Annotated in this window: 15 protein-coding genes and 1 pseudogene; 4 read left to right on the forward strand and 12 right to left on the reverse strand. The window is 54.7% G+C overall.

The features are described 5' to 3' along the window. Positions 1-403: 403 nt before the first annotated feature. Positions 404-1,228: an NmrA family NAD(P)-binding protein gene (locus GRAN_RS25185; protein ID WP_128915821.1), complete on the reverse strand. Its 825-nt coding sequence runs from the start codon at positions 1,226-1,228 to the stop codon at positions 404-406. 145 nt (positions 1,229-1,373) lie between these two features. Beyond that, positions 1,374-2,231, reverse strand: coding sequence for an alpha/beta hydrolase (locus GRAN_RS25190; protein WP_161571188.1), 858 nt, complete (start codon positions 2,229-2,231; stop codon positions 1,374-1,376). Positions 2,232-2,616: 385 nt separating this feature from the next. On the opposite strand from GRAN_RS25190, the gene GRAN_RS25195 reads away from it, so the two are divergent. Both GRAN_RS25195 and GRAN_RS27280 read left to right on the forward strand, forming a co-directional pair. Beyond that, positions 2,617-2,886, forward strand: coding sequence for a hypothetical protein (locus GRAN_RS25195; RefSeq protein WP_128915823.1), 270 nt, complete (start codon positions 2,617-2,619; stop codon positions 2,884-2,886). 133 nt (positions 2,887-3,019) lie between these two features. Continuing rightward, entirely contained in the window at positions 3,020-3,322 is a 303-nt protein-coding gene (locus GRAN_RS27280; protein ID WP_128915835.1) for a TetR family transcriptional regulator, read from the forward strand. Between the two features lie 419 nt (positions 3,323-3,741). Here the strand turns inward: GRAN_RS27280 and GRAN_RS25205 are convergent, their stop codons facing one another. From GRAN_RS25205 to GRAN_RS25225, 5 genes are all read right to left on the reverse strand, one after another. After that, a complete protein-coding gene (locus GRAN_RS25205; RefSeq protein WP_128915824.1) occupies positions 3,742-4,299 on the reverse strand; it encodes a hypothetical protein in 558 nt (185 codons plus the stop codon). Positions 4,300-4,730: 431 nt separating this feature from the next. Beyond that, complete coding sequence (locus tag GRAN_RS25210; RefSeq protein WP_128915825.1) at positions 4,731-6,353, reverse strand: CocE/NonD family hydrolase; 1,623 nt, start codon at positions 6,351-6,353, stop codon at positions 4,731-4,733. Positions 6,354-7,494: 1,141 nt separating this feature from the next. Further along, complete coding sequence (locus GRAN_RS25215; RefSeq protein WP_161571189.1) at positions 7,495-8,787, reverse strand: MFS transporter; 1,293 nt, start codon at positions 8,785-8,787, stop codon at positions 7,495-7,497. A 12-nt stretch (positions 8,788-8,799) separates the two neighbouring features. After that, positions 8,800-9,537 carry a class II aldolase/adducin family protein gene (locus tag GRAN_RS25220; RefSeq protein WP_128915827.1) on the reverse strand — a complete coding sequence of 246 codons (738 nt, stop codon included), beginning with the start codon at positions 9,535-9,537 and terminating at the stop codon, positions 8,800-8,802. Positions 9,538-9,632: 95 nt separating this feature from the next. After that, positions 9,633-10,196 (reverse strand): cysteine hydrolase family protein, encoded by a 564-nt coding sequence (locus GRAN_RS25225; RefSeq protein ID WP_128915828.1) that lies wholly within the window; start codon positions 10,194-10,196, stop codon positions 9,633-9,635. A 291-nt stretch (positions 10,197-10,487) separates the two neighbouring features. On the opposite strand from GRAN_RS25225, the gene GRAN_RS25230 reads away from it, so the two are divergent. Then, positions 10,488-11,408: a LysR family transcriptional regulator gene (locus GRAN_RS25230; RefSeq protein WP_128915829.1), complete on the forward strand. Its 921-nt coding sequence runs from the start codon at positions 10,488-10,490 to the stop codon at positions 11,406-11,408. On the opposite strand, the gene GRAN_RS25235 is transcribed toward GRAN_RS25230, so the two are convergent. Together GRAN_RS25235 and GRAN_RS25240 are read right to left on the reverse strand one after the other, a co-directional pair. Continuing rightward, positions 11,405-13,054 (reverse strand): DHA2 family efflux MFS transporter permease subunit, encoded by a 1,650-nt coding sequence (locus GRAN_RS25235; protein ID WP_128915830.1) that lies wholly within the window; start codon positions 13,052-13,054, stop codon positions 11,405-11,407. The two genes, GRAN_RS25230 and GRAN_RS25235, sit on opposite strands and share 4 nt — an antisense overlap. Before the next feature lie 11 nt (positions 13,055-13,065). Continuing rightward, entirely contained in the window at positions 13,066-13,815 is a 750-nt protein-coding gene (locus tag GRAN_RS25240; RefSeq protein ID WP_128915831.1) for a siderophore-interacting protein, read from the reverse strand. A 178-nt stretch (positions 13,816-13,993) separates the two neighbouring features. Between GRAN_RS25240 and GRAN_RS25245 the strand changes: the two genes are divergently transcribed. Then, entirely contained in the window at positions 13,994-14,602 is a 609-nt protein-coding gene (locus tag GRAN_RS25245; protein ID WP_128915832.1) for a TetR/AcrR family transcriptional regulator, read from the forward strand. Positions 14,603-14,891: 289 nt separating this feature from the next. On the opposite strand, the gene GRAN_RS25250 is transcribed toward GRAN_RS25245, so the two are convergent. The 3 genes and pseudogenes from GRAN_RS25250 to GRAN_RS25260 all read right to left on the reverse strand — a co-directional run. Then, positions 14,892-16,484, reverse strand: coding sequence for a ParB/RepB/Spo0J family partition protein (locus GRAN_RS25250; protein WP_128915833.1), 1,593 nt, complete (start codon positions 16,482-16,484; stop codon positions 14,892-14,894). Between the two features lie 86 nt (positions 16,485-16,570). Further along, positions 16,571-16,987, reverse strand: coding sequence for a DUF6908 domain-containing protein (locus tag GRAN_RS25255; protein WP_128915834.1), 417 nt, complete (start codon positions 16,985-16,987; stop codon positions 16,571-16,573). Next, positions 16,987-17,268, reverse strand: a pseudogene (locus GRAN_RS25260) (DUF1738 domain-containing protein); the annotation flags it as partial. The pseudogene GRAN_RS25260 and the gene GRAN_RS25255, both read right to left, overlap by 1 nt. Positions 17,269-17,415: the final 147 nt, after the last annotated feature.

The following is a 17,415-nucleotide window of genomic DNA, read 5'->3' on the forward strand; positions in this document are numbered from 1 at the left end:
CTGAAAGGAAAGACACCCAATCAGGTCCACCTCAACCGCCTGCCAGAAACCATGGCAGCCTAACCAAGACAGACCCTCCACCTAAGAATCACCGGAATCTGTTCAAACAAACCGAGCCACCTCTATATGACTAGTTCATCGTCGACGACAAAGACGCGTAGTCGGTTCCCATCCATAAAGCCCTCAGCATCAAAATGCCCTATCGAAAATTCTAATAGCCTAAGTGCCTGATTTCAGCTAAAGCGGTTCTGAGAACGCCATGCCACAGAAGGATGGGCTTACCTGCCGGAACAACTCCGAGCAGCAACAAAGATGCATGCCGCCTAGGTCTAGATTTTTTTGCGAGTTAACAAAGCGTAAGATTCAGTGGATGCATTTTTGATTCCTGCCATCATGTCTACACTCATCGATTGAGTTCTTCCAGGTAGGCTCGCAATGTACGCGGTTCGCGCTTTAGGATGGCCCGCAACGTCGTGGCATTCCCAAGGAGAGGATGCTTGTCGTACCACGCAAACATGCGCATCATTTCGCGCGAAGGGCCGCTTTGTAAAGACGACCTGATCGTGAGTGCCTTCACAGAATTTCCGAGTACAACACTCATCAGCGCTGCCAGTTCGTGTCGGTTCAGGTTACCTTCCGCGCACAATTCAAAGGTGCCGAACAGAAGTCTGTCTTCTGTAAGTGCGATGGCTGCGGCCTCTGCAACATCACGATAATCTACGCGGCTAAACTTTATCTGAGCAGACCATGGTTCGCCATAGCGGCCCGTTGCCTTCACTTTGCCCCAAGCTGGGGCCAGATTTTGGAAAAACATGGCTGGATGAAGAAAAACATATTCCATTCCGGAGTTAAGCAGAGCATCTTCGACAGGAATTTTTGCACTGTGGTTTGTCAGCTCTAGTAGTACCGGATGGATGACCGACGAGAAAACAAGACGCCGGACACCAGCCCGCTTCGCCGCGGCCACAAACTGCATTCCTACTTCAGCCTCATTGTCGAGGAATGCTGGGGCTATGTAGAAGGCCGCATCCATGCCGGCCAAAGCCTTAGCAATGTCTGAAGAATTGGAAAGATCACCGACGACAATTTCAGACAGACCTAACGCGCGTGCGATCCTCTCGTCGGCCACCTTGTGCACCAGTCCTCGGATCGCAACATTGCGTTTTAGTAGCTCCGGAACGATCAAGCCCGCTGCCGGTCCGACTGCGCCTACTGTGAGTACCTTCAACTTCTTAGACTCTCCCAAGGCTGACACCTCGTTCTCTCTATCGCTTCCCACGGAATGGATTGATGATGCTTTCTTTCACTTCGGCTATTACAACGTGAATCGCCAACGCGGAGAATCGTTGTGTAAACCGTACTTCCTAGATGTCTTAGGATTGGAGGTGTTCCTCCAAGAATGCCCCTAGGATTTCCAACGCTTCGACAGCGGACTTCAAGGTAAGATTGGATGGAAAGACATGAGTCATTCCTTGCCAAATGTGTAGTTCTGATCGACCCCCGGCAGCATCGATTTGTTCCGCTACACGGCGAGAATCGTCAAGGAGAATCTCATCCTCACCAACGTGCAAGAGTACGGGTGGAAGATCTGCAAACTTGCCAAAGACGGGTGAGGCTTTGGGATCACGATTGTCATGATGGCCAAGATAAATCTCTGCGGCGTGTTCGAGCGCGCTTCTATCGAGGAGCGGATCTGCCTTAGCGCGGGTGTCAACGCTATCACCCGTAAGCGCCAAGTCGGTCCACGGTGACATGACAGCAGCGGCGACCGGCCGATTGGCTAAGTTGTCTATTGGTTGTGCCATGATCGATAGCAGCAAGGCCAAAGCCAGCCCCCCACCTGCGGAGTCGCCGGCGATAGCCAACCGGGAGAAACCCAAAGCTGAAAGACCCCGGTAGGCGTCCTCAGCATCGCGAATGGCCGAAGGAAAAGGATGTTCGGGAGCAAGAGCATAATCGACGACGAAAAAGGGCGCCTTGACCTTCGCCGCGATGTTGCCGACGAAGTTCCGATACGCTGCTGCAGAGCCCAGAACGTAGGCTCCGCCATGGAAGTAGAGAACGGCAGCGCCGTCCATCGCCCGCTGCGGCTTACACCACCATCCGGCAATGCCTCCTATGATCGCAGCCTCATAGGTCACACCCTCTGCTGCTTCCGTTTTCGTCATAAGTTGATCAAACATTGAACGGGTTTCAGGAGCGAACTCTAGCTTGGGTTGCACTGCGATCATGGCTCGAAGTGTAAACATGGTCGCACGATCTAGAAAGTGTTCTCTATGGTAAGTTGTCATTGTTCACCCGGCCTCTCAGCTCTGCGCAACCATCTCTACCAGTTGCCCATCTCTATCATTGGTTTCGTCTATTGCGTTTCTTTGCAGTGGCGAGCTGATCATCAATTAGGCATCTGCGGATCCACAGTTTTCTCACGTGACATCGATTCTATGTTGCAAGGACCACAAGGCCTATAGCAGGTTTATTTATTCAACTTCAGCTGGTTGCACAGTCTAAGTAAAATGAGAATGGATGATCTGATTAGGGAGACACTAGGTGAGCGTTTATAGCTTTTGCTTTCCTCGCTATTGGCATCTGGCGTTAGCGTTGGTTATGGAGGATCGCATGCAAGAAGGCACGGTCAAGGTAGGGGAGTATTTCAGCTGGAAACCCGTAGACGGTGGTCAACTCTCACAAGCGGTCGTTACGCGGATTCGCTCCGACCAACAGGAAGGGCTCTCGCCAGAGTCTGAGGAATATGCAGCCTTCTGGATTGAAGCACAGCCCGTCGTCACGGGTCGGTCGCAGCACCCCTTCACCATCATGGTGGGGACTGACGGGAGGAGCTATTTGGAGGGCAAGGAAATAGCGATCAACAGGGGGCGTGAAGACTGAAGCGAAGAATGCCTTATGCGACCCTTCACTTAAAGCGGTCGCTCGCAAAAAAGGTGTGTTCAAAAAGGGTGACCATTAAGAAGCAGGGCGCAAGGCGTCCACCTGCGAGCGAGCGACGGCGCGCAGGTAAGCCATTCTAGATGCTGCGGCTGCCGCCTTCCTTGACTGCGGTCTGCGGGAAGCAACAATCGCGCAGACCGCGATGCGTTCCGGCACCTCGAAGCGGGCCCTTTATTCACTGTTTTCCAGCAAAGCGATATTATTCGACACGCGCATGCGCCGTTATATCGATTCTTTGGTCGCTCCGGTGGCCTCCGCTGTCTTCGAGCGCGGCGCGCTAGCTGAGAACGTCGTAGACACTATCGGAAACAGAGCTATCCTTGGCATCCTCAGCAAACAAAGACAGACCTCTACTGCTTGGCAGTGGGAGAAGTAAATCAGTCTCCCGAGTTAGCGGTCAGATTTTGGGAAAAGGGTCCAGCTAAAGCAAGAGGGAGTTGTCAACAATCCTAGACCGCTGGTCAAAGACAGGGCGCAAAGCATTGCAAACACAGCCGGAGCCGCCGACCAGTTGCTTGTTCCTTGCTTTGGCTTCTTCTTATCCATTTCACGCTTCGCGTTGATATGCCATTCAGGTCGACGAAGGATATTGAAGCGTGGGTTTGTTCGTGCGTTTACTCATTTCTCATGCCCACCAGCCAAGCGTTGCCACGCTCAGCGCCCCAGAGCGGACAAGAGCTGTCTCATTCTAACGGTAGAGCGACCTTGAGTTGATCCCAGGTTCGGTACGGTTTGGTTTTGCTCATATATGCGAGTGCAGTGTTAGGCGCTCGTCACCGCCCAGAACGGTCCGGACTAATACCTGCTTGCCGCATGGCCGAAGAAAGCTAGCACATGGCCTTCAGCCTCATAGATTGCTAGATGAGAGAGCGTTAGGCAAGCTTTTAGCGTTAGCTGTTCGATGAGCGTTTCCGAGATGCCAAGGAGCTCTCGGGCATCCTTCTTCGACAGTCGCAAAAGCAGCCGGAGCGTAAAGGCAAGCCTCAGTTCAACTGACAGATCCTGTAGGACAATCCCTATGGATGTCTGAGCTTCAATGTTCCCGTTTTGGCGAGCTATTGCAATGCTGCAGCGGAGGACCTCCTTTTTCGCCGAAAGAAAGGCTGTGGAATCTATTTCTTGGTCCTCAGCTTTCAGCCTGCAAAGAGCGACGAGGAGGGCGTCTTCCGCCAAAGCATTGGAGGAAGTAACCGTCAATGCCGCCGCGTAGAGCTCCTTCAGATTAGTAAGGAATACCTCACACCAACGAACCCTTTTGCGAAGCGGTGCGGACCTGGCACCCAAACTTTTCAGCGATGCAACGTCTTCGTTGATGGCTTCGTAAACCGTGGAGGGAGAATTTCGTTGTGTCATCCTTGTGCTCCTATGGATCGCATGATGGTGAAGCAGGGAGACAATCAGCGCGTAAGCTCCACCGCAAGGGTCCCGGGCGCGCTTCCCTCCCGTCCCCGCTGGTTCTCTGAAGCCTCCTAACCACGGGGGTCTGACGCCAAAGTTGAGTAGCCGGCCTCCGCCAACAAAAGCCTTAGCTTGTGCCAACTATGAGCGGTGGCGAGGAAAGGATGCCAAAGGAGCACCGGGATCCGTTAGGATCCCTTCTGCCAATAGTGCAGACGGGTGCCGTTTTCGATGGCAGTCCCAATGCGAAAGTTCGCAATCTCGAATCATCGCTGCTGTGCCATTAAGACGCCTCCTGATTCGTCGGTGCATTCTTGGGAGCCACTCTTGCCTAGGTATGATAAGTGCGCTTGGCTCGACGACTGGGCTTCTAAGAAGAGGAGGGTCTATCGCGGCCTCTCGTGAAGGATGAGACGAGATGGATACTGGGTGTCATGATGGTAGGTGTCAGACCCGACCTTATCCCCGTACCAGTGAGTCATCGGCGTGTCAGCGATCAGCGAATCCTGGTTGCTGATCTCTAGTCGCAGTCGGTCCCCCTTGCGAACCAGCACAGACATAGGCATCAGCTCAAGCCGAAGTTCATAGACCGTTCCTGGCTCAATCGGATCGATCTTGTCATGTTTATGGAACGGTCGCATCGGGGACGTGAGTTCGGGATCTTCTGCGCGATGAGAGGCACGGAGCCATCCCTGACTGACCTTTTCTCCCATGAACGGTTTGTCTTCAGAACGGACAAGCGACAGTTTCACGATCAGGTCCAGATCAGTCTGGTCAGACGACACGAACAAGTTAAGAACGCCCTGTCCCGTAAACTCACGATCTTCATCGAAGGCCTCCGTCGTGAAAGTGTTCACCCTTGCCACATGATTGAGTGTTCCGTCCTTTTGGAAGATTGTCACACCAGCACGCCATTCTGGATCAGGGTATTTCCAGGTGGTCCCCTGCTGCTTCTCCATTGAAGCGGCTTGTTGCAAGGCACCATCGTTCAATGATTCGACGAAGTTCATCTTTCTACCGCTGAGATAAAAGGTGCTCTCGAAAACATCCTCGGGTGGCCAACTTGTCGCTTCCAGGGTTTTGTTTTCATTTTTTACGTAGAAACGAACGGCAGGCTCTTCCATTACCCCGTTGTCGACTCCCTTCAGATGATGCTCGTACCACGGAAGCAGTTCGGCCTTATGAAATTCTTCAGTGGCATAAAGCAGCTGCGTAGCAGCAAATGACTCGGCCGAAACGATAAGAAGCTTCTTTGGACCTTGAACTCGCTCGTAGCCCATGAAATTCCCACGCAAGTGAAGGCCGGACTTTCCCCAGGCTCCGATCGAGAACACGGGAATTTCTATATTGGAAAGCTCCCAGAATGGCGACCGTTCCCTATGCCATGAGTCGTCGGTTGTATGCGATAGCAAGTCATAAACGAACTGGTCCTTGCGACCCTCTTCAAACGGGATGCCTTGTCCTAGGTGTTGCAGCAAGACCGAACCAAATAGCCACGTGCTCAGAAAAGTTTGGATCGGAATCCCGCCGTGATACATCCAGTCGCGATACATGTCCGTGGATCCGTCAAAAGCCCCAATCATCTTTAAATGCGGCGGGCGGGTCCTTGCAGCGTTCCATTGACTCCAGCAATAGTGCGACATTCCGATCATCCCAATACTGCCTGTGCTCCACTCCAGACCAGCGACATACTCTATCATGTCGTGGATGGCTTCTCCCTCATGGCGGGAGATCGGATTCCAAACGCCTCCCGAACGTCCGGTGCCCGGAACATCCATTGCAACATAGGCATATCCGTTGTCGAGGTACATCTGCATCGGACCATATTCGACAAACGAAAAGACATTGTGAACCGGAAGATAGCGCAGTTTCTTCTGGTAAGGGGAGGCACCTAGCAGCACAGGAAAGGGACCGTCACCAGATTTCGGTAGATATACATCAGCTCGTACTATGTCTCCGTGGCGAGTCGTGACTTCAATCTCGAAAGGTGTCACGTTAACGTCTGGCATGTTGTGTCTCCTAGAGGACAGTCTTTAGCGACAACATCGAAGCGAAAGTAAGCTTCGATTCTCGAATTCTATGGGGGAGAACGAAAGCTGCATATAACAGGTTTATTTACGCTCTTCGCGCAGCTGGCCTTTCGATTGAGGAGTTATTCTCATCCCGCATACTGTTTCTCGGAAATGGTTGTTGTCGGTCTTGAAGGAACCAGGATCTGCGTTGCTCTTAGGTAAGCGATGGAAGCACGGCTTTGTGCGCATGACAAGTCCCATGTGCGAAAGCGACGGGGTATCCGCGATGAGCGCCATTCGCGAGCTGAACTTCGCCCCCAAAAGGTGAAGCGCGTCTGCCGCTGACGGATCGATGTAGCCTCGATGTCTCCTGCGACTACGAGCAAATATTCAGCGTTAGAGCGTGCCTCTCACCTGAAGGTTTTGACCTGCGGAGTCTGCACCTGGAAACATCGCTACATATCCAAGCTATAGGCTATACTCCGCACTGATCGTATCCAGACACTGCTTTTCCAAGGTCGCACGGTCATAGCGGGCGCAGAGTGAGCCCATTGAAGCCATAAACTCTATCGCGTGTTTTGAAGGACCGAGCGGATTCTCGTTTGACGACGGGATCACAATATCCGATGGCAGATGTGGAAGCACCATCTCTAGATCTCGGGGAAGCGGAGTGAACGGGTACTTGCTAGACTCCCGCGCCGTACTTTAGGCCGAGACGCGGAGGCCCGCATTCACGGCTGTGCCCGCTCCCAGAAGATAGGAGATATATGAATGCGCGACGAGAAATTGACATTACAGAGGTCTTACCTTGGCTCATACGGACGCCCCTCAATCGCTACGTGTTTCAGATATTCTCGCTAACAAACCCGCCAATAAAACTCGCATTTTTGGATCTCGATTACGAGTCCAGTGCTTCTCCCGAAGGACAGACCGACCGTCAAATAGGTTAGATGTGGGGTCCACATTGCTGTTAGATTTTCGTGGCGAATTCGCCCTTCGGGAAAAGCTCACATTCCCAAATCTTCCCCTCGGACGGTCCCGAGTGGATGCGAGCAGAGGCGGCATGCCATAAAAAACGAACAGAGTGCCCGTCTAGATCTGAGGCACTTCGGGGACCAGCACAAGACGGACGTACTGGTCAGCATCTTGAGCAGTCATCTTTCGTTGCAATCTCACCTTGGATCCCCTGTGTCTCGCCTGGCAACATCCAAGAACGCCATTGGGGTAGTAGAAGAAGAAGCAGGCCCCCGCAGACTTCAATGAGCGCAGATCCCTGAATCGTTCGGCTGCTTGAGTTGCGATCGGCAACAAACGCCAAGCCCAAAGCCGCAACTGGTTGTGATCCGTAGAACAAGGCGCTGAAAAGCCCGAGTAGCGCTCCGTGTGCTGGTACAGGTGAGACCGTTTGGATAAGGCCAAGTGTTGTCACAAACAGGATCGTGGTGGAAATACCGAGGCACCACATGGAGAGAAGCTGCCACCACAAACTATGAAAGCTAGCCGTCAGCCCCAGAAAGAATCCCATCCAGAGTAATGAGCAGGAGATCAACAATCCGGGCCTGCGGAAACCTTGGAAGAACGGCATCACGCAGAGTGCGCTCGTTAGAGATCCAAGTCCGGCGCTCCCAAGCAACAAGCCAGTCGCTCGGGCGCTCCCCATCTCTAGCGCGGGAACCAGAGCGTAGCATGACTGACCAAATACGTTCATGAGAGCGACGCCAATGAACACGCATAATAGCCGAGCATCGCCAAAGAGATGGCGTGCTGAGGTCAGGAATGTCCATCGGCCGGCCAGCTTGCTCTGTTGCCGATCGTCAACTCTAATCAACGCGAGCGACAAGATGACCGCGATGAACGAGAGGCTATTCAGGAAGAAAGCAACAGCCATCCCGAAACTGCCAATCAGTAAACCCGCAAGCATTGGGCCAGCAAAGCGTGCGATGTTGCTGATGACGGCATTGAGGCCAACAACCGCCCGGATGTTAGCACTACCAGCGACTTCGTGGAGCAGACGCTGCACTGCGGGGAAATAGACCGACTCAGCACAACCAAGAAGGAAAGCTAGTAGGTAAACGTGTGCCAAAGTTGCGACATGGAGGTGAACGAGAAGACCAAGAACTGCGGCAAGAACCAGTTCGACAACCTGTGTCGCTATCACGAGAAGACGGCGAGATATGTGACTGGTCAGGCTTCCTAGGAGCGGACCGAGGAAGATTAGGGGCAATGCGGTGGAGCAGGAGGTTATAGCGACTGGTTCAGAACGCCCATGCGAAAGCTGAAAGACAAGCAGTGCCTGCGCAGTTGACTGCAGCCAAGTACCGATAAGTGAAATAGCGAGCCCAGAGAACAAGAGGCGCAGGCTTGAGACGGAGAGCGGCGCGAACGTCTTGCGCCAGGTCGACGCTATCGAATTTGAGTTCAGTGTTGTCATTGGGGATGTCATTCATTCAGTCGCACTGGGGTGATAGGCGATGCCAGCTCGCCGACACCAATACTCCCAGGCGCGGTCATACCCTTCGTTGGGCTTAGCGTTGGCAAGGCGTTCGGAGATGATCCTGATCTCACCTTCAGAGAGGAACGTAATAGATCCAAAACGGCTCGCCTGCATCTGGAGTTCGGCGTTGACTTCGAGATAGACTGCCGTGTAAACGGCCCCCCTTATCGAGCGTCCGGCCACAGTACAGCCGTGACCGCGCATCAGTGCGGCGTTGTTCTGGTCAAGAACCTTTGCGAAGTCGCGCCCCATTTCCACGCTTGAGATCAGCAGGTTGCTGTCCCCAAAGGTCGTCTGAGCGTCCCAGACAGGGACGTGGGCGCCAATAGGAGCGCAACTATGCACAATTGGGCTAAGTTTTTCTGAGGTCACGCTGTAGGGAATGACACTCCGGCTGTGGCTGTGAACCACAGATTGGACATCCGCACGCGCTTCATAGATCGCCCCATGGATAAACCGCTCCAAGTAGGGCTTTCTCAAATCGCCGCAAAGCACCTCCCCATTTAACGCGATTTCCAGGATGTCTTCCTTGCACACAAGCTCAGGTGGAACCGCTCGGGCGATCAAGTAGCGGTCTGGGTGGTCGGGATGGCGAACGCTGATATGTCCAAACGCATCAACAACGTTTTCGTTGGCCAAGATGCGATTGGCTGCAACGAGATCTTCCAGCATGATTTCGATCCTCATGGTGGCCTCCATATAGCGCTTCTCCTTTACCAAGATCCGAGCCTCTAAGACAGGCGCAAGACTACGAGTCATTGGGCCTTCTCATGAAGTGAACTTCAAGCCGACCTTTTTGTCAGGATTGAAAGGATCTCGCGGTTCGTACCGGTTTCCCCGAGGCGCGGGAAGATGTACGAGACGCTGTTGTCGTGCGCCGCAGCGTTGCGGTCGCTCATAGCATCCACTGCGAGAGTCACGTTGAAGCCAAGAGCATAGGCCACACGCGCGGTTGATTCGACCCCGATACTCGTGGCGATCCCCGCGATGACAACCTGCGTCACGCCCTGATCCTTCAACGTTGTCTCCAGGCCTGTGCCGGTAAATGCGTCCCATGTGCGCTTGGTGACGTGGTGATCGCCGGGATGCGGTGTAAGTTCTGGGACGAGTTCGGCCCAATCGGCCAGTCGCGGTCCTTTGCTCAAGGCCTGCTCTGTCCGTCCCGGTGCTGTACCGACAACGGTGACGAAGACGACAGGCAGCCTGAGTTCATGAAAAGCTGCAACCAGTTCTGCAGCGTTCTGAATGAAGACGCTTACCGGATGCACACAAGGATGCGCGACAACACCCTTCTGTAGGTCGACAACGATCAATGCGGTCTTTGGATCAATAGCTGAGATAGACATGCTGAAGATTTCTCCTGGTGTTTTGGAAGTCTGTAGCGAAGGTGCTGGATCCACTAATTGCGGAGGAATTGGTTCCCCAACGAACATCAGCTCCGGACACAGACTGCAGAAATAGAGACCCGCAATCCTATGCGCGAACACCCTGCGGGTTTGTGGCTGGCTTAGAGGAAACAAGATAGCTACCTCACGAAATTGACTCGTACTCGTGCACGGGAGTTCCCCGCTGTCTTCACACTAGAAGAAAGGGATTGTTCAATAAATGCCGTGCGCGACAATCTATACTTGTCGCAGATGAAACAGTTCGACGCTAATCTGCTTTTCGCGCTCGATGCGTTGCTTGAAACAGGCAGCGTCACTGAAGCTGCGGAACAGACAGGGGTGAGCGTTCCGACCATGAGTCGGACGCTGACTCGAATCCGCAAGCTAATCGGCGATCCAATCATGGTTCAAGCCGGACGTGGTCTCGTGGCGACACCGCAAGCCCTGGAGATGCGTGCACGACTCCGAGCGTTTGTGCAGGAGGGACGCGAACTCACACAGCTTGCGTCGCCCTCGCTGCTCGACACCGCACGCACGATCAGCATCCGCGCAGATGAGTCTTTCATTTCCGCTTTTGCCGCGCCGATTATGGATGCGGTGCACCTCGTCGCGCCCCGCCTAGCACTGAGATTCATATCCCACGGCGAAGAGTCGGTCGGACCTTTGCGAGAAGGCGTGGTCGACTTTGACATCGGCGATATCAAACTCAGCGGCCCTGAAGTGAAACTTCAGAAACTGTTCGCGGCCCAGTTCGTCGGTGTCGTGCGCTCCGATCACCCACTAGCGAGCTCGAAGATCACGCCTAAGCGATATGTCCAGTATGCGCACATCAGTGCTTCGCGTCGCGGCTTGGCCCGGGGGCCAATCGATGCAGCGTTGGAGGAGTTGGGACTGAAGCGAACGGTCTCACTGAGCGTGCCAACTTTTTCGAGCGCTCTGACGATCGCAGCCGGTTCAGATCTTGTGGCTGCCGTTCCGGAGCACCTGACCGGAATTGCTTTGAAGATCTACGGTGCCTTTGTGTTCCCCCTGCCCGTAAGGACACCGTCAGTCCGGATTGCGCTAGCCTGGCATCCGCGTTTTGATAGGGATGCCGTCCATCGCTTTGTCCGCGACACGGTTGCCAAGGTGTGTTCGCCAGCATCCTTGAAGCAAGGCAGTAAGCATAGCTAGTGGGCCGAAGCGCCTTCGAGTTGTTCTTTCAGGGAAGGACCCGCCGATTGCGATTTGGCGCGACGAACCAGTAAGGGGATTGGGGCAGCAAGGAACGAACCAATCGCGAGAACGTAGAACGCGTCGATGTAGGACAACATGGATGCTTGCTGATAGAGCTGCCGTCCCACAAAGGCCACCGCAGCCGGTACAGAATCAGGTTTGGAGAAACCATGAAGCTGGAAGTACGCCGCTGTTGCTCCTACTGTATTTCGATATGCTTCATCGCCAGCAGTGAAGTGTGAGACAAGCATGTTTTGATGTACCTGTAGACGACGAGCAAGTAACGTCGATGCCACGGAAACTCCCACGCTGGCACCGAGATTACGGGCGAGACTCAAGATTCCGCTACCGCTCGTAACCTTCTCCTTGGCCAAAAATCCGAAGGCCATGACATTGATTGGCACGATCAGGAATGCCAATCCCACTACCTCGAAGATTCGGGACTCAAGCACCCACGCAAACGGGACCTGAAGGTCCCAATGAACCATCACCAGACAAGCCAGCCCATGCACCACGAAGCCAAACAGAACCATGTAACGTGGCGTTACTCGTTTGATCAGGCCTGGCATGATGGGCATGATGGCCACAAAAACGATAGCGCCTGGTGAAAGCGCCATTCCTGCCAGAGTAGCGGTCCAGCCCAGCATCTGTTGGCAGAAGAGCGGCTGGAGATAGTTTGCAGCGTAGAAGACGAAGCCCATCATCAGCATCGCCAGAACGGACAGAGCGAATCGTCCGTTGCCAAAGAGTCGAAGATCGACAACGGGGTGCGGAAAGCGCAGTTCCCACCAAATAAAGCCGACGAGTGCGGAGATACTGAGTACCGTGAACACGGTGATGAATGTTGAGCCAAACCAGTCATCGATCTGGCCACGATCCAAGACCACTTGCATGCACCCGAGACCGATTGCGAGAAGCGTAAGCCCGACGAAATCGAACTTGCGCTCGCGAAGCGAGAAGCGCGCGAGTTGCGGTGGGTCTTCGAGGAGCCTTGAGTTCAGGACGAACGCCAGAATTCCGATTGGGATGTTGACCAGGAAGACCCAGCGCCAGCTGTAGTTGTCCGTGAGCCAACCACCGAGCGTAGGTCCCAGGGCTGGTGCGACCACGGAGACGACCGAAAAAACCACCTGTGCCGTGCTGCGCCGTTCGGCAGGAAACGAGTCGATCAGGATAGCCTGAGACACAGGTTGTAGACCGCCGCCTCCTAAACCCTGGATCACCCGGAAGAACACGAGGAGACCGAGGGAAGGAGCAAACCCGCAAAGAGCAGAGGCGACCGTGAAGACCACAACACTCCACAGATAGTAGTTCTTGCGGCCAAGGAGTCCTGTCAGATAGCCGCTCAATGGGAGCACAATGACATTCGCTACAAGGTAAGAAGTGAGGACGTACGTTGCTTCATCGATGCTTGCGGATAGATCGCCGGCAATATGTTCAACCGCGACATTCACAATGGTGGTGTCCAGCAACTCCATGAAAGCCGCAAGCGGAACGGTCGCTGCCAGCAGCCATGGATTGATGCGCGTTCTCTCAGGTTGTTGCGACGGGATGGAAACTGAAGTAGCCACAGAGAAGTCACTTTTCGTTGTGTAGTACGTCATCGTGTAAGAGATCAGGCGATGCGCGCGCCCCCGTCTGCTCTACCGGCAGACCAATAAGCGGACGCCTTGATCCATTCCTTCGGGTGTGAAAGCGTTTCCTGTGCGTACCGATGGACGCCTCGTGCAATTGATTCTTCCGCTGCGATCCAGATAAACCCATCACCTGACGGCAGCCTTGTCCCCGCGAGGGTCATGATGACTCTGTGAAGATTGACTGCGGCGTCTGTGCTCGAGAGCAGCCATGTGATTCCGACCGTTTCATGCTCGGCGAGATATGACTCTTCGCTAATGTCTGGAACGATCGCGATAACATGCACGGTCGCGTTACGCGGCAAAGCATCCAGACGTCTCGCAATCGATGGGAGAGCTGTACTATCCCCGATGAGAAGTGTCCAATCGAAATCGGTGGGAGCTACAGCCGATCCACGAGGTCCCCCCATTTGAAGGCTGTCGCCGATGCGAGCATCCCGCGCCCAATCAACTGCAGGGCCCTGGGGATGAAGCGCAAAGTCGATTGTCAGAGTGCCCGCTTGCGCGTCCCACGCACGGGGCGTGAAGTCACGAGCAATGGTAGAAGCGCCTCCATCTACAGGCAGGAAAACCTTCACATGGTCGTCGGCGGATGGGCTTTGAAACGTGCCGGGATTTTCACACAGGAACTGAAGGCGCAACATCCCAGGCGTGACCTGGTGCTTAGCTAAGAGGTGAATTGTGCGGCGTTCTGCATCGATGCGAACGCGACTGAACGCATGTTGTTTCATTTGAGACTTCCATTCTGACGCGAGGGAGCGCGGGCTTCACCGTTGGTGAAACCTATAAGGACACTTCGCTGCGTCTATGTAATTTGAGTCCGATACCCTTGCTGGCCAGCAGGAACGGAGTATTCTGTCTAAGGTTGATATTACGAGCAATTACTCAGTTTCGGTACTCGCATTCCTTATGGCCAAAAAGATCAATCCCGCCTCGCGCGTAAACCTTCGCAAATCGCCGCTGCAGCGTCGTTCTGCAGAAACGGTGGACGTGATCGTTGAGGCCGCTGCTCGCATTCTGGAGACGAAGGGATTCGAGGCATTCAATACCAATGCCATCGCTGAGATGGCGGGAGTGAGCATTGGTTCCCTCTATCAATACTTCCCCGGGAAGTATGCACTTCTTAGCGCATTGATAGAACGACAGATGAAACCTTTCCTCGATATGAGAACTGCGCTCGCGTCGAAACCTGATTTCAGATCGGCGCTCCGCTTCTACATCGAAGTAGCAGTCAACAACCAAATGAGACGGCCTGAACTGGCCCGTCTCATAGACTTAGCCGAGCGACAAGAGATGTTCAACGATCTGGTCTCATCCGCTTCATCCTTTGTTTTGCCCCAATTAGAGAGAATGCTGAAGCTGCCAGGGGCGCCTCTGGTACGGAAACGCAGTCTGGCGGCTGCCGATATTTTGGCAATTGTCAAAGCGTTGACAGACGTAGCCGGAGAAAGACGCGAAACCGAATCCGCTGAGCTATTGGAACGAATTCAACGAGCAGTTCTGGGTTACCTAGGATGAAAACAAGATGCGTGGAGTTCGCTCTATCTCTCGCGTTCTCAGACGGCTCTTGTGATAGCAAACAGGTAGCGAGAAACGCGCTTCCCATCAGCAGATCGCCGGCAATAGAGGGAAAGAATGCGAGGAGGAGGAACTTGACTCCTTGCCGCGCAGCCGGCGGGCGAAAGGCCGGAGGAAGCTGGGAATGGGTGCAGGGAGAAACCGGCCAGATGTATCCCTGCCGCCGTTTTTGCGGCGCACACAAAGCAAGCGAAGGGCGGCAGGTTCGCCGCCCTTATGCCTGTCGTAGCTAAGCAGCTTTCTTCGCGAACTTGGCGGCTGGCTGAACTGCCTTCCTCACTTTCTCTTTCGCGGCGAACTCCCGCTTCACCTTGTCGGCAATGGCATCGGTGTCCACCTTGTACACGGCAGCGGCCTCGTTGAGTACCTGAGCCGGGTTATGCCGGGTGCTCATGTAGAGGATGGTGGTTTCAACTAAGACACTACCCAATACACTTTCTTCGGCACGGCGGAGATAGGCTGCAAAGAGCTTGCTGAGAGAGTCGGAGTCTTTGGTCTTCTTGATGCCGTACCTGCGGGCAACGATGGACAGACGGTTTTCATCCAGCAAGGATGCCAGGCGTTCGGCGACGAAGAGCAAGTCACGTTTCATCAGCCGCACCGGAACGGCTTCGGCGATGGCAGCTAGGGTTCGGATGCCAGTCGTGTTGGCAATCGCGGCCTCCCTACGCTGCCGCTCCTCCTGCGCCTTCGCTTTCGGGTCATCCGCGACCTTCTGCGAACGCGGCTTGGGGTGATGCACCGGGCAGGTTGGCTCCGCGCATACCTTGCGAATCTCGCCCTTGTCGATACCTTCGGACACGATGGCTTCGGTGGTGAACCTGCACGTCTTGAACTCCGGTCGGGTAGCCTCTTCTTTGCTGGTGGGCTTGTCGGGACGGACTTCGACGTACTTGTTACGCGGCAACGTCGCGCTGCCCTCCTTCTGCTGTCCATAGGCCGTGCTGATTTGTACGAGCTTGGGCTTGGCGGCGAGGGTCTTGGCAACGTGGGCATCGACCTTCGCCTGATAGCAGACGGGATCGGTGCAAGCGTCCTGTTTGCCCATGTCCAGAAAGAGGAGTTTATTGTGTCCTGTCCGTTTGGGGCAATCCACGCAACTCCCCGCCGCTGGAACTAGCTCCGCATTGCGCTTGTCGAAGGGAGCGAGTTTGAGGATGAGAAGAATGTTCGTCTCAATCCAGAAATGCAGACTACGGACGGGGAGCAGGATGCGTTTGGCCTTCTGGCCTCCCGCGCTCCAATCCTCTTTGAAGCAAGCCGCGAGTGCCTGTTCCTGTTGGGCTGGCTGGAGCTTCGCCAGCAAGAGCGCATGGCCGACGCCTATCTCCTCGCGGTAGAACGCATCCACGACGGTCTGCGACAGTTCGGTCAAGCGCAGCCGTGCGGCGACATACACCGGACTCTTGCCCGTCTTCGCGGCAATCTGTTCGACGCTGTACTTCGGCTCCTCCAAGTTGAGGAGGGCGCGGAAGCCGTTGGCTTCTTCCATCGGGTGAACGTCACGGCGCTGGAGGTTTTCAATCAACTGCGCCTCCAATACTTCGGCATCGGTGAGGTTCTTGATGCGAACGGGCACGGTGGCGACTTCGGCAAGTTGGGCGGCGCGGTAACGCCGTGCGCCGAAGACGATCTCGAAGCTGCGCTCACTGGTAGGCCGAACCAGCAAGGGAGAGAGAACGCCCTGGCTGCGGATGGTTTCGGCCAACTCCTTCAAGGCGTTCTCCTCGAAGATGCGGCGGGGGTTGGTGGCGGACTCGGTGAGCATCGCAAGCGGAAGGTCACGGTACTCGGTGGCGTTGGTAACGGTGGTGGTGTTCATGGTGACGAGCTCCTTTCGAGCGGTTGCACTGCATGGGTGGTGGAGCGGTCGCACTGCCTTATGTCCGCTCCGTGGATGAAAACGGTTTAGGCGCGTGTGGGCTGCTGCTTTGCGAAGGCTTCGGTGAAGCCCTGCTCTCGCAGGTTCCTGTCCCACAGCTTGGCGAAGTGTTCGTGTTCGTCGTGAAGTTGCGAGTGATAGCAGTAGTTGCCTTCTCGGATGAATCGGCTCCACTGCTCGCCCCCTGCGTAGTCATTGCGGTAATAGAAGGGATTTAGGTGTGGCTTTCCTGCAAGACCAAACTCGAAACACATCTCCGGGTCACGCATCGCATCGCCGTGCTGTTCGCCGTAGTGACAGACAGAGATTGCGGGAAGTCCGCACGGGCCGGATTCGTCGGTCGCCTCGATCACCAACGCCGTAAAGGCCGGGTTCTCGATCTTGAGATAAAGGCCGTGGTGCCAACCTCCGGCCTGTTTGAGGATTTGAAGGATGGTCTTCATTACGCCACCTTCGCCAGTTCTGCATCGGGCATCGCCGCCTGTTCTGCGGTCGGTGGCTGCAATGCGGCAAGGATGACGGCGGAGGCTTGCTGGATGACTTCAAGGCTTTCAGCCAAGAGCGAAGCGTTACCGTGATAAAGCTGGATGTAATCGGCGGATGCCGAACCCGTCTCTAGACCTACAGCTTTGCCAATCACAAAGGCGATAGCTTCGGCCTCGGTTTCCTTGACAACTTTGGTGGTGGTCGTCCGTCGCCCGGCCTTGTGCAACATCTCGTGCGCTTATGTAGTGCTCAACATAAGCGCACTTATGTTGTGTTCGCAGTTATGTTGTGTAGCGGCTGCGAGGGGCCGTCTTCATTGGGCTTGCCGATTCTGGACGCAACATAACGAGATGAAGGTGGCGATACTGGGCGGATTGATTTCACC

This window comes from Granulicella sibirica (genome assembly GCF_004115155.1).
GTDB lineage: Bacteria > Acidobacteriota > Terriglobia > Terriglobales > Acidobacteriaceae > Edaphobacter > Edaphobacter sibiricus.

Coding starts and splice junctions, on each gene's coding strand:
- GRAN_RS25190 (WP_161571188.1), bottom strand. CDS start 2,231: ATGATCGCAGTGCAACCCAAGCTAGAGTTCGCTCCTGAAACCCGTTCA.
- GRAN_RS25195 (WP_128915823.1), top strand. CDS start 2,617: ATGCAAGAAGGCACGGTCAAGGTAGGGGAGTATTTCAGCTGGAAACCC.
- GRAN_RS25205 (WP_128915824.1), bottom strand. CDS start 4,299: ATGACACAACGAAATTCTCCCTCCACGGTTTACGAAGCCATCAACGAA.
- GRAN_RS25210 (WP_128915825.1), bottom strand. CDS start 6,353: ATGCCAGACGTTAACGTGACACCTTTCGAGATTGAAGTCACGACTCGC.
- GRAN_RS25215 (WP_161571189.1), bottom strand. CDS start 8,787: ATGACAACACTGAACTCAAATTCGATAGCGTCGACCTGGCGCAAGACG.
- GRAN_RS25220 (WP_128915827.1), bottom strand. CDS start 9,537: ATGAGGATCGAAATCATGCTGGAAGATCTCGTTGCAGCCAATCGCATC.
- GRAN_RS25225 (WP_128915828.1), bottom strand. CDS start 10,196: ATGTCTATCTCAGCTATTGATCCAAAGACCGCATTGATCGTTGTCGAC.
- GRAN_RS25230 (WP_128915829.1), top strand. CDS start 10,488: ATGAAACAGTTCGACGCTAATCTGCTTTTCGCGCTCGATGCGTTGCTT.
- GRAN_RS25235 (WP_128915830.1), bottom strand. CDS start 13,054: ATGACGTACTACACAACGAAAAGTGACTTCTCTGTGGCTACTTCAGTT.
- GRAN_RS25240 (WP_128915831.1), bottom strand. CDS start 13,815: ATGAAACAACATGCGTTCAGTCGCGTTCGCATCGATGCAGAACGCCGC.
- GRAN_RS25245 (WP_128915832.1), top strand. CDS start 13,994: ATGGCCAAAAAGATCAATCCCGCCTCGCGCGTAAACCTTCGCAAATCG.
- GRAN_RS25250 (WP_128915833.1), bottom strand. CDS start 16,484: ATGAACACCACCACCGTTACCAACGCCACCGAGTACCGTGACCTTCCG.
- GRAN_RS25255 (WP_128915834.1), bottom strand. CDS start 16,987: ATGAAGACCATCCTTCAAATCCTCAAACAGGCCGGAGGTTGGCACCAC.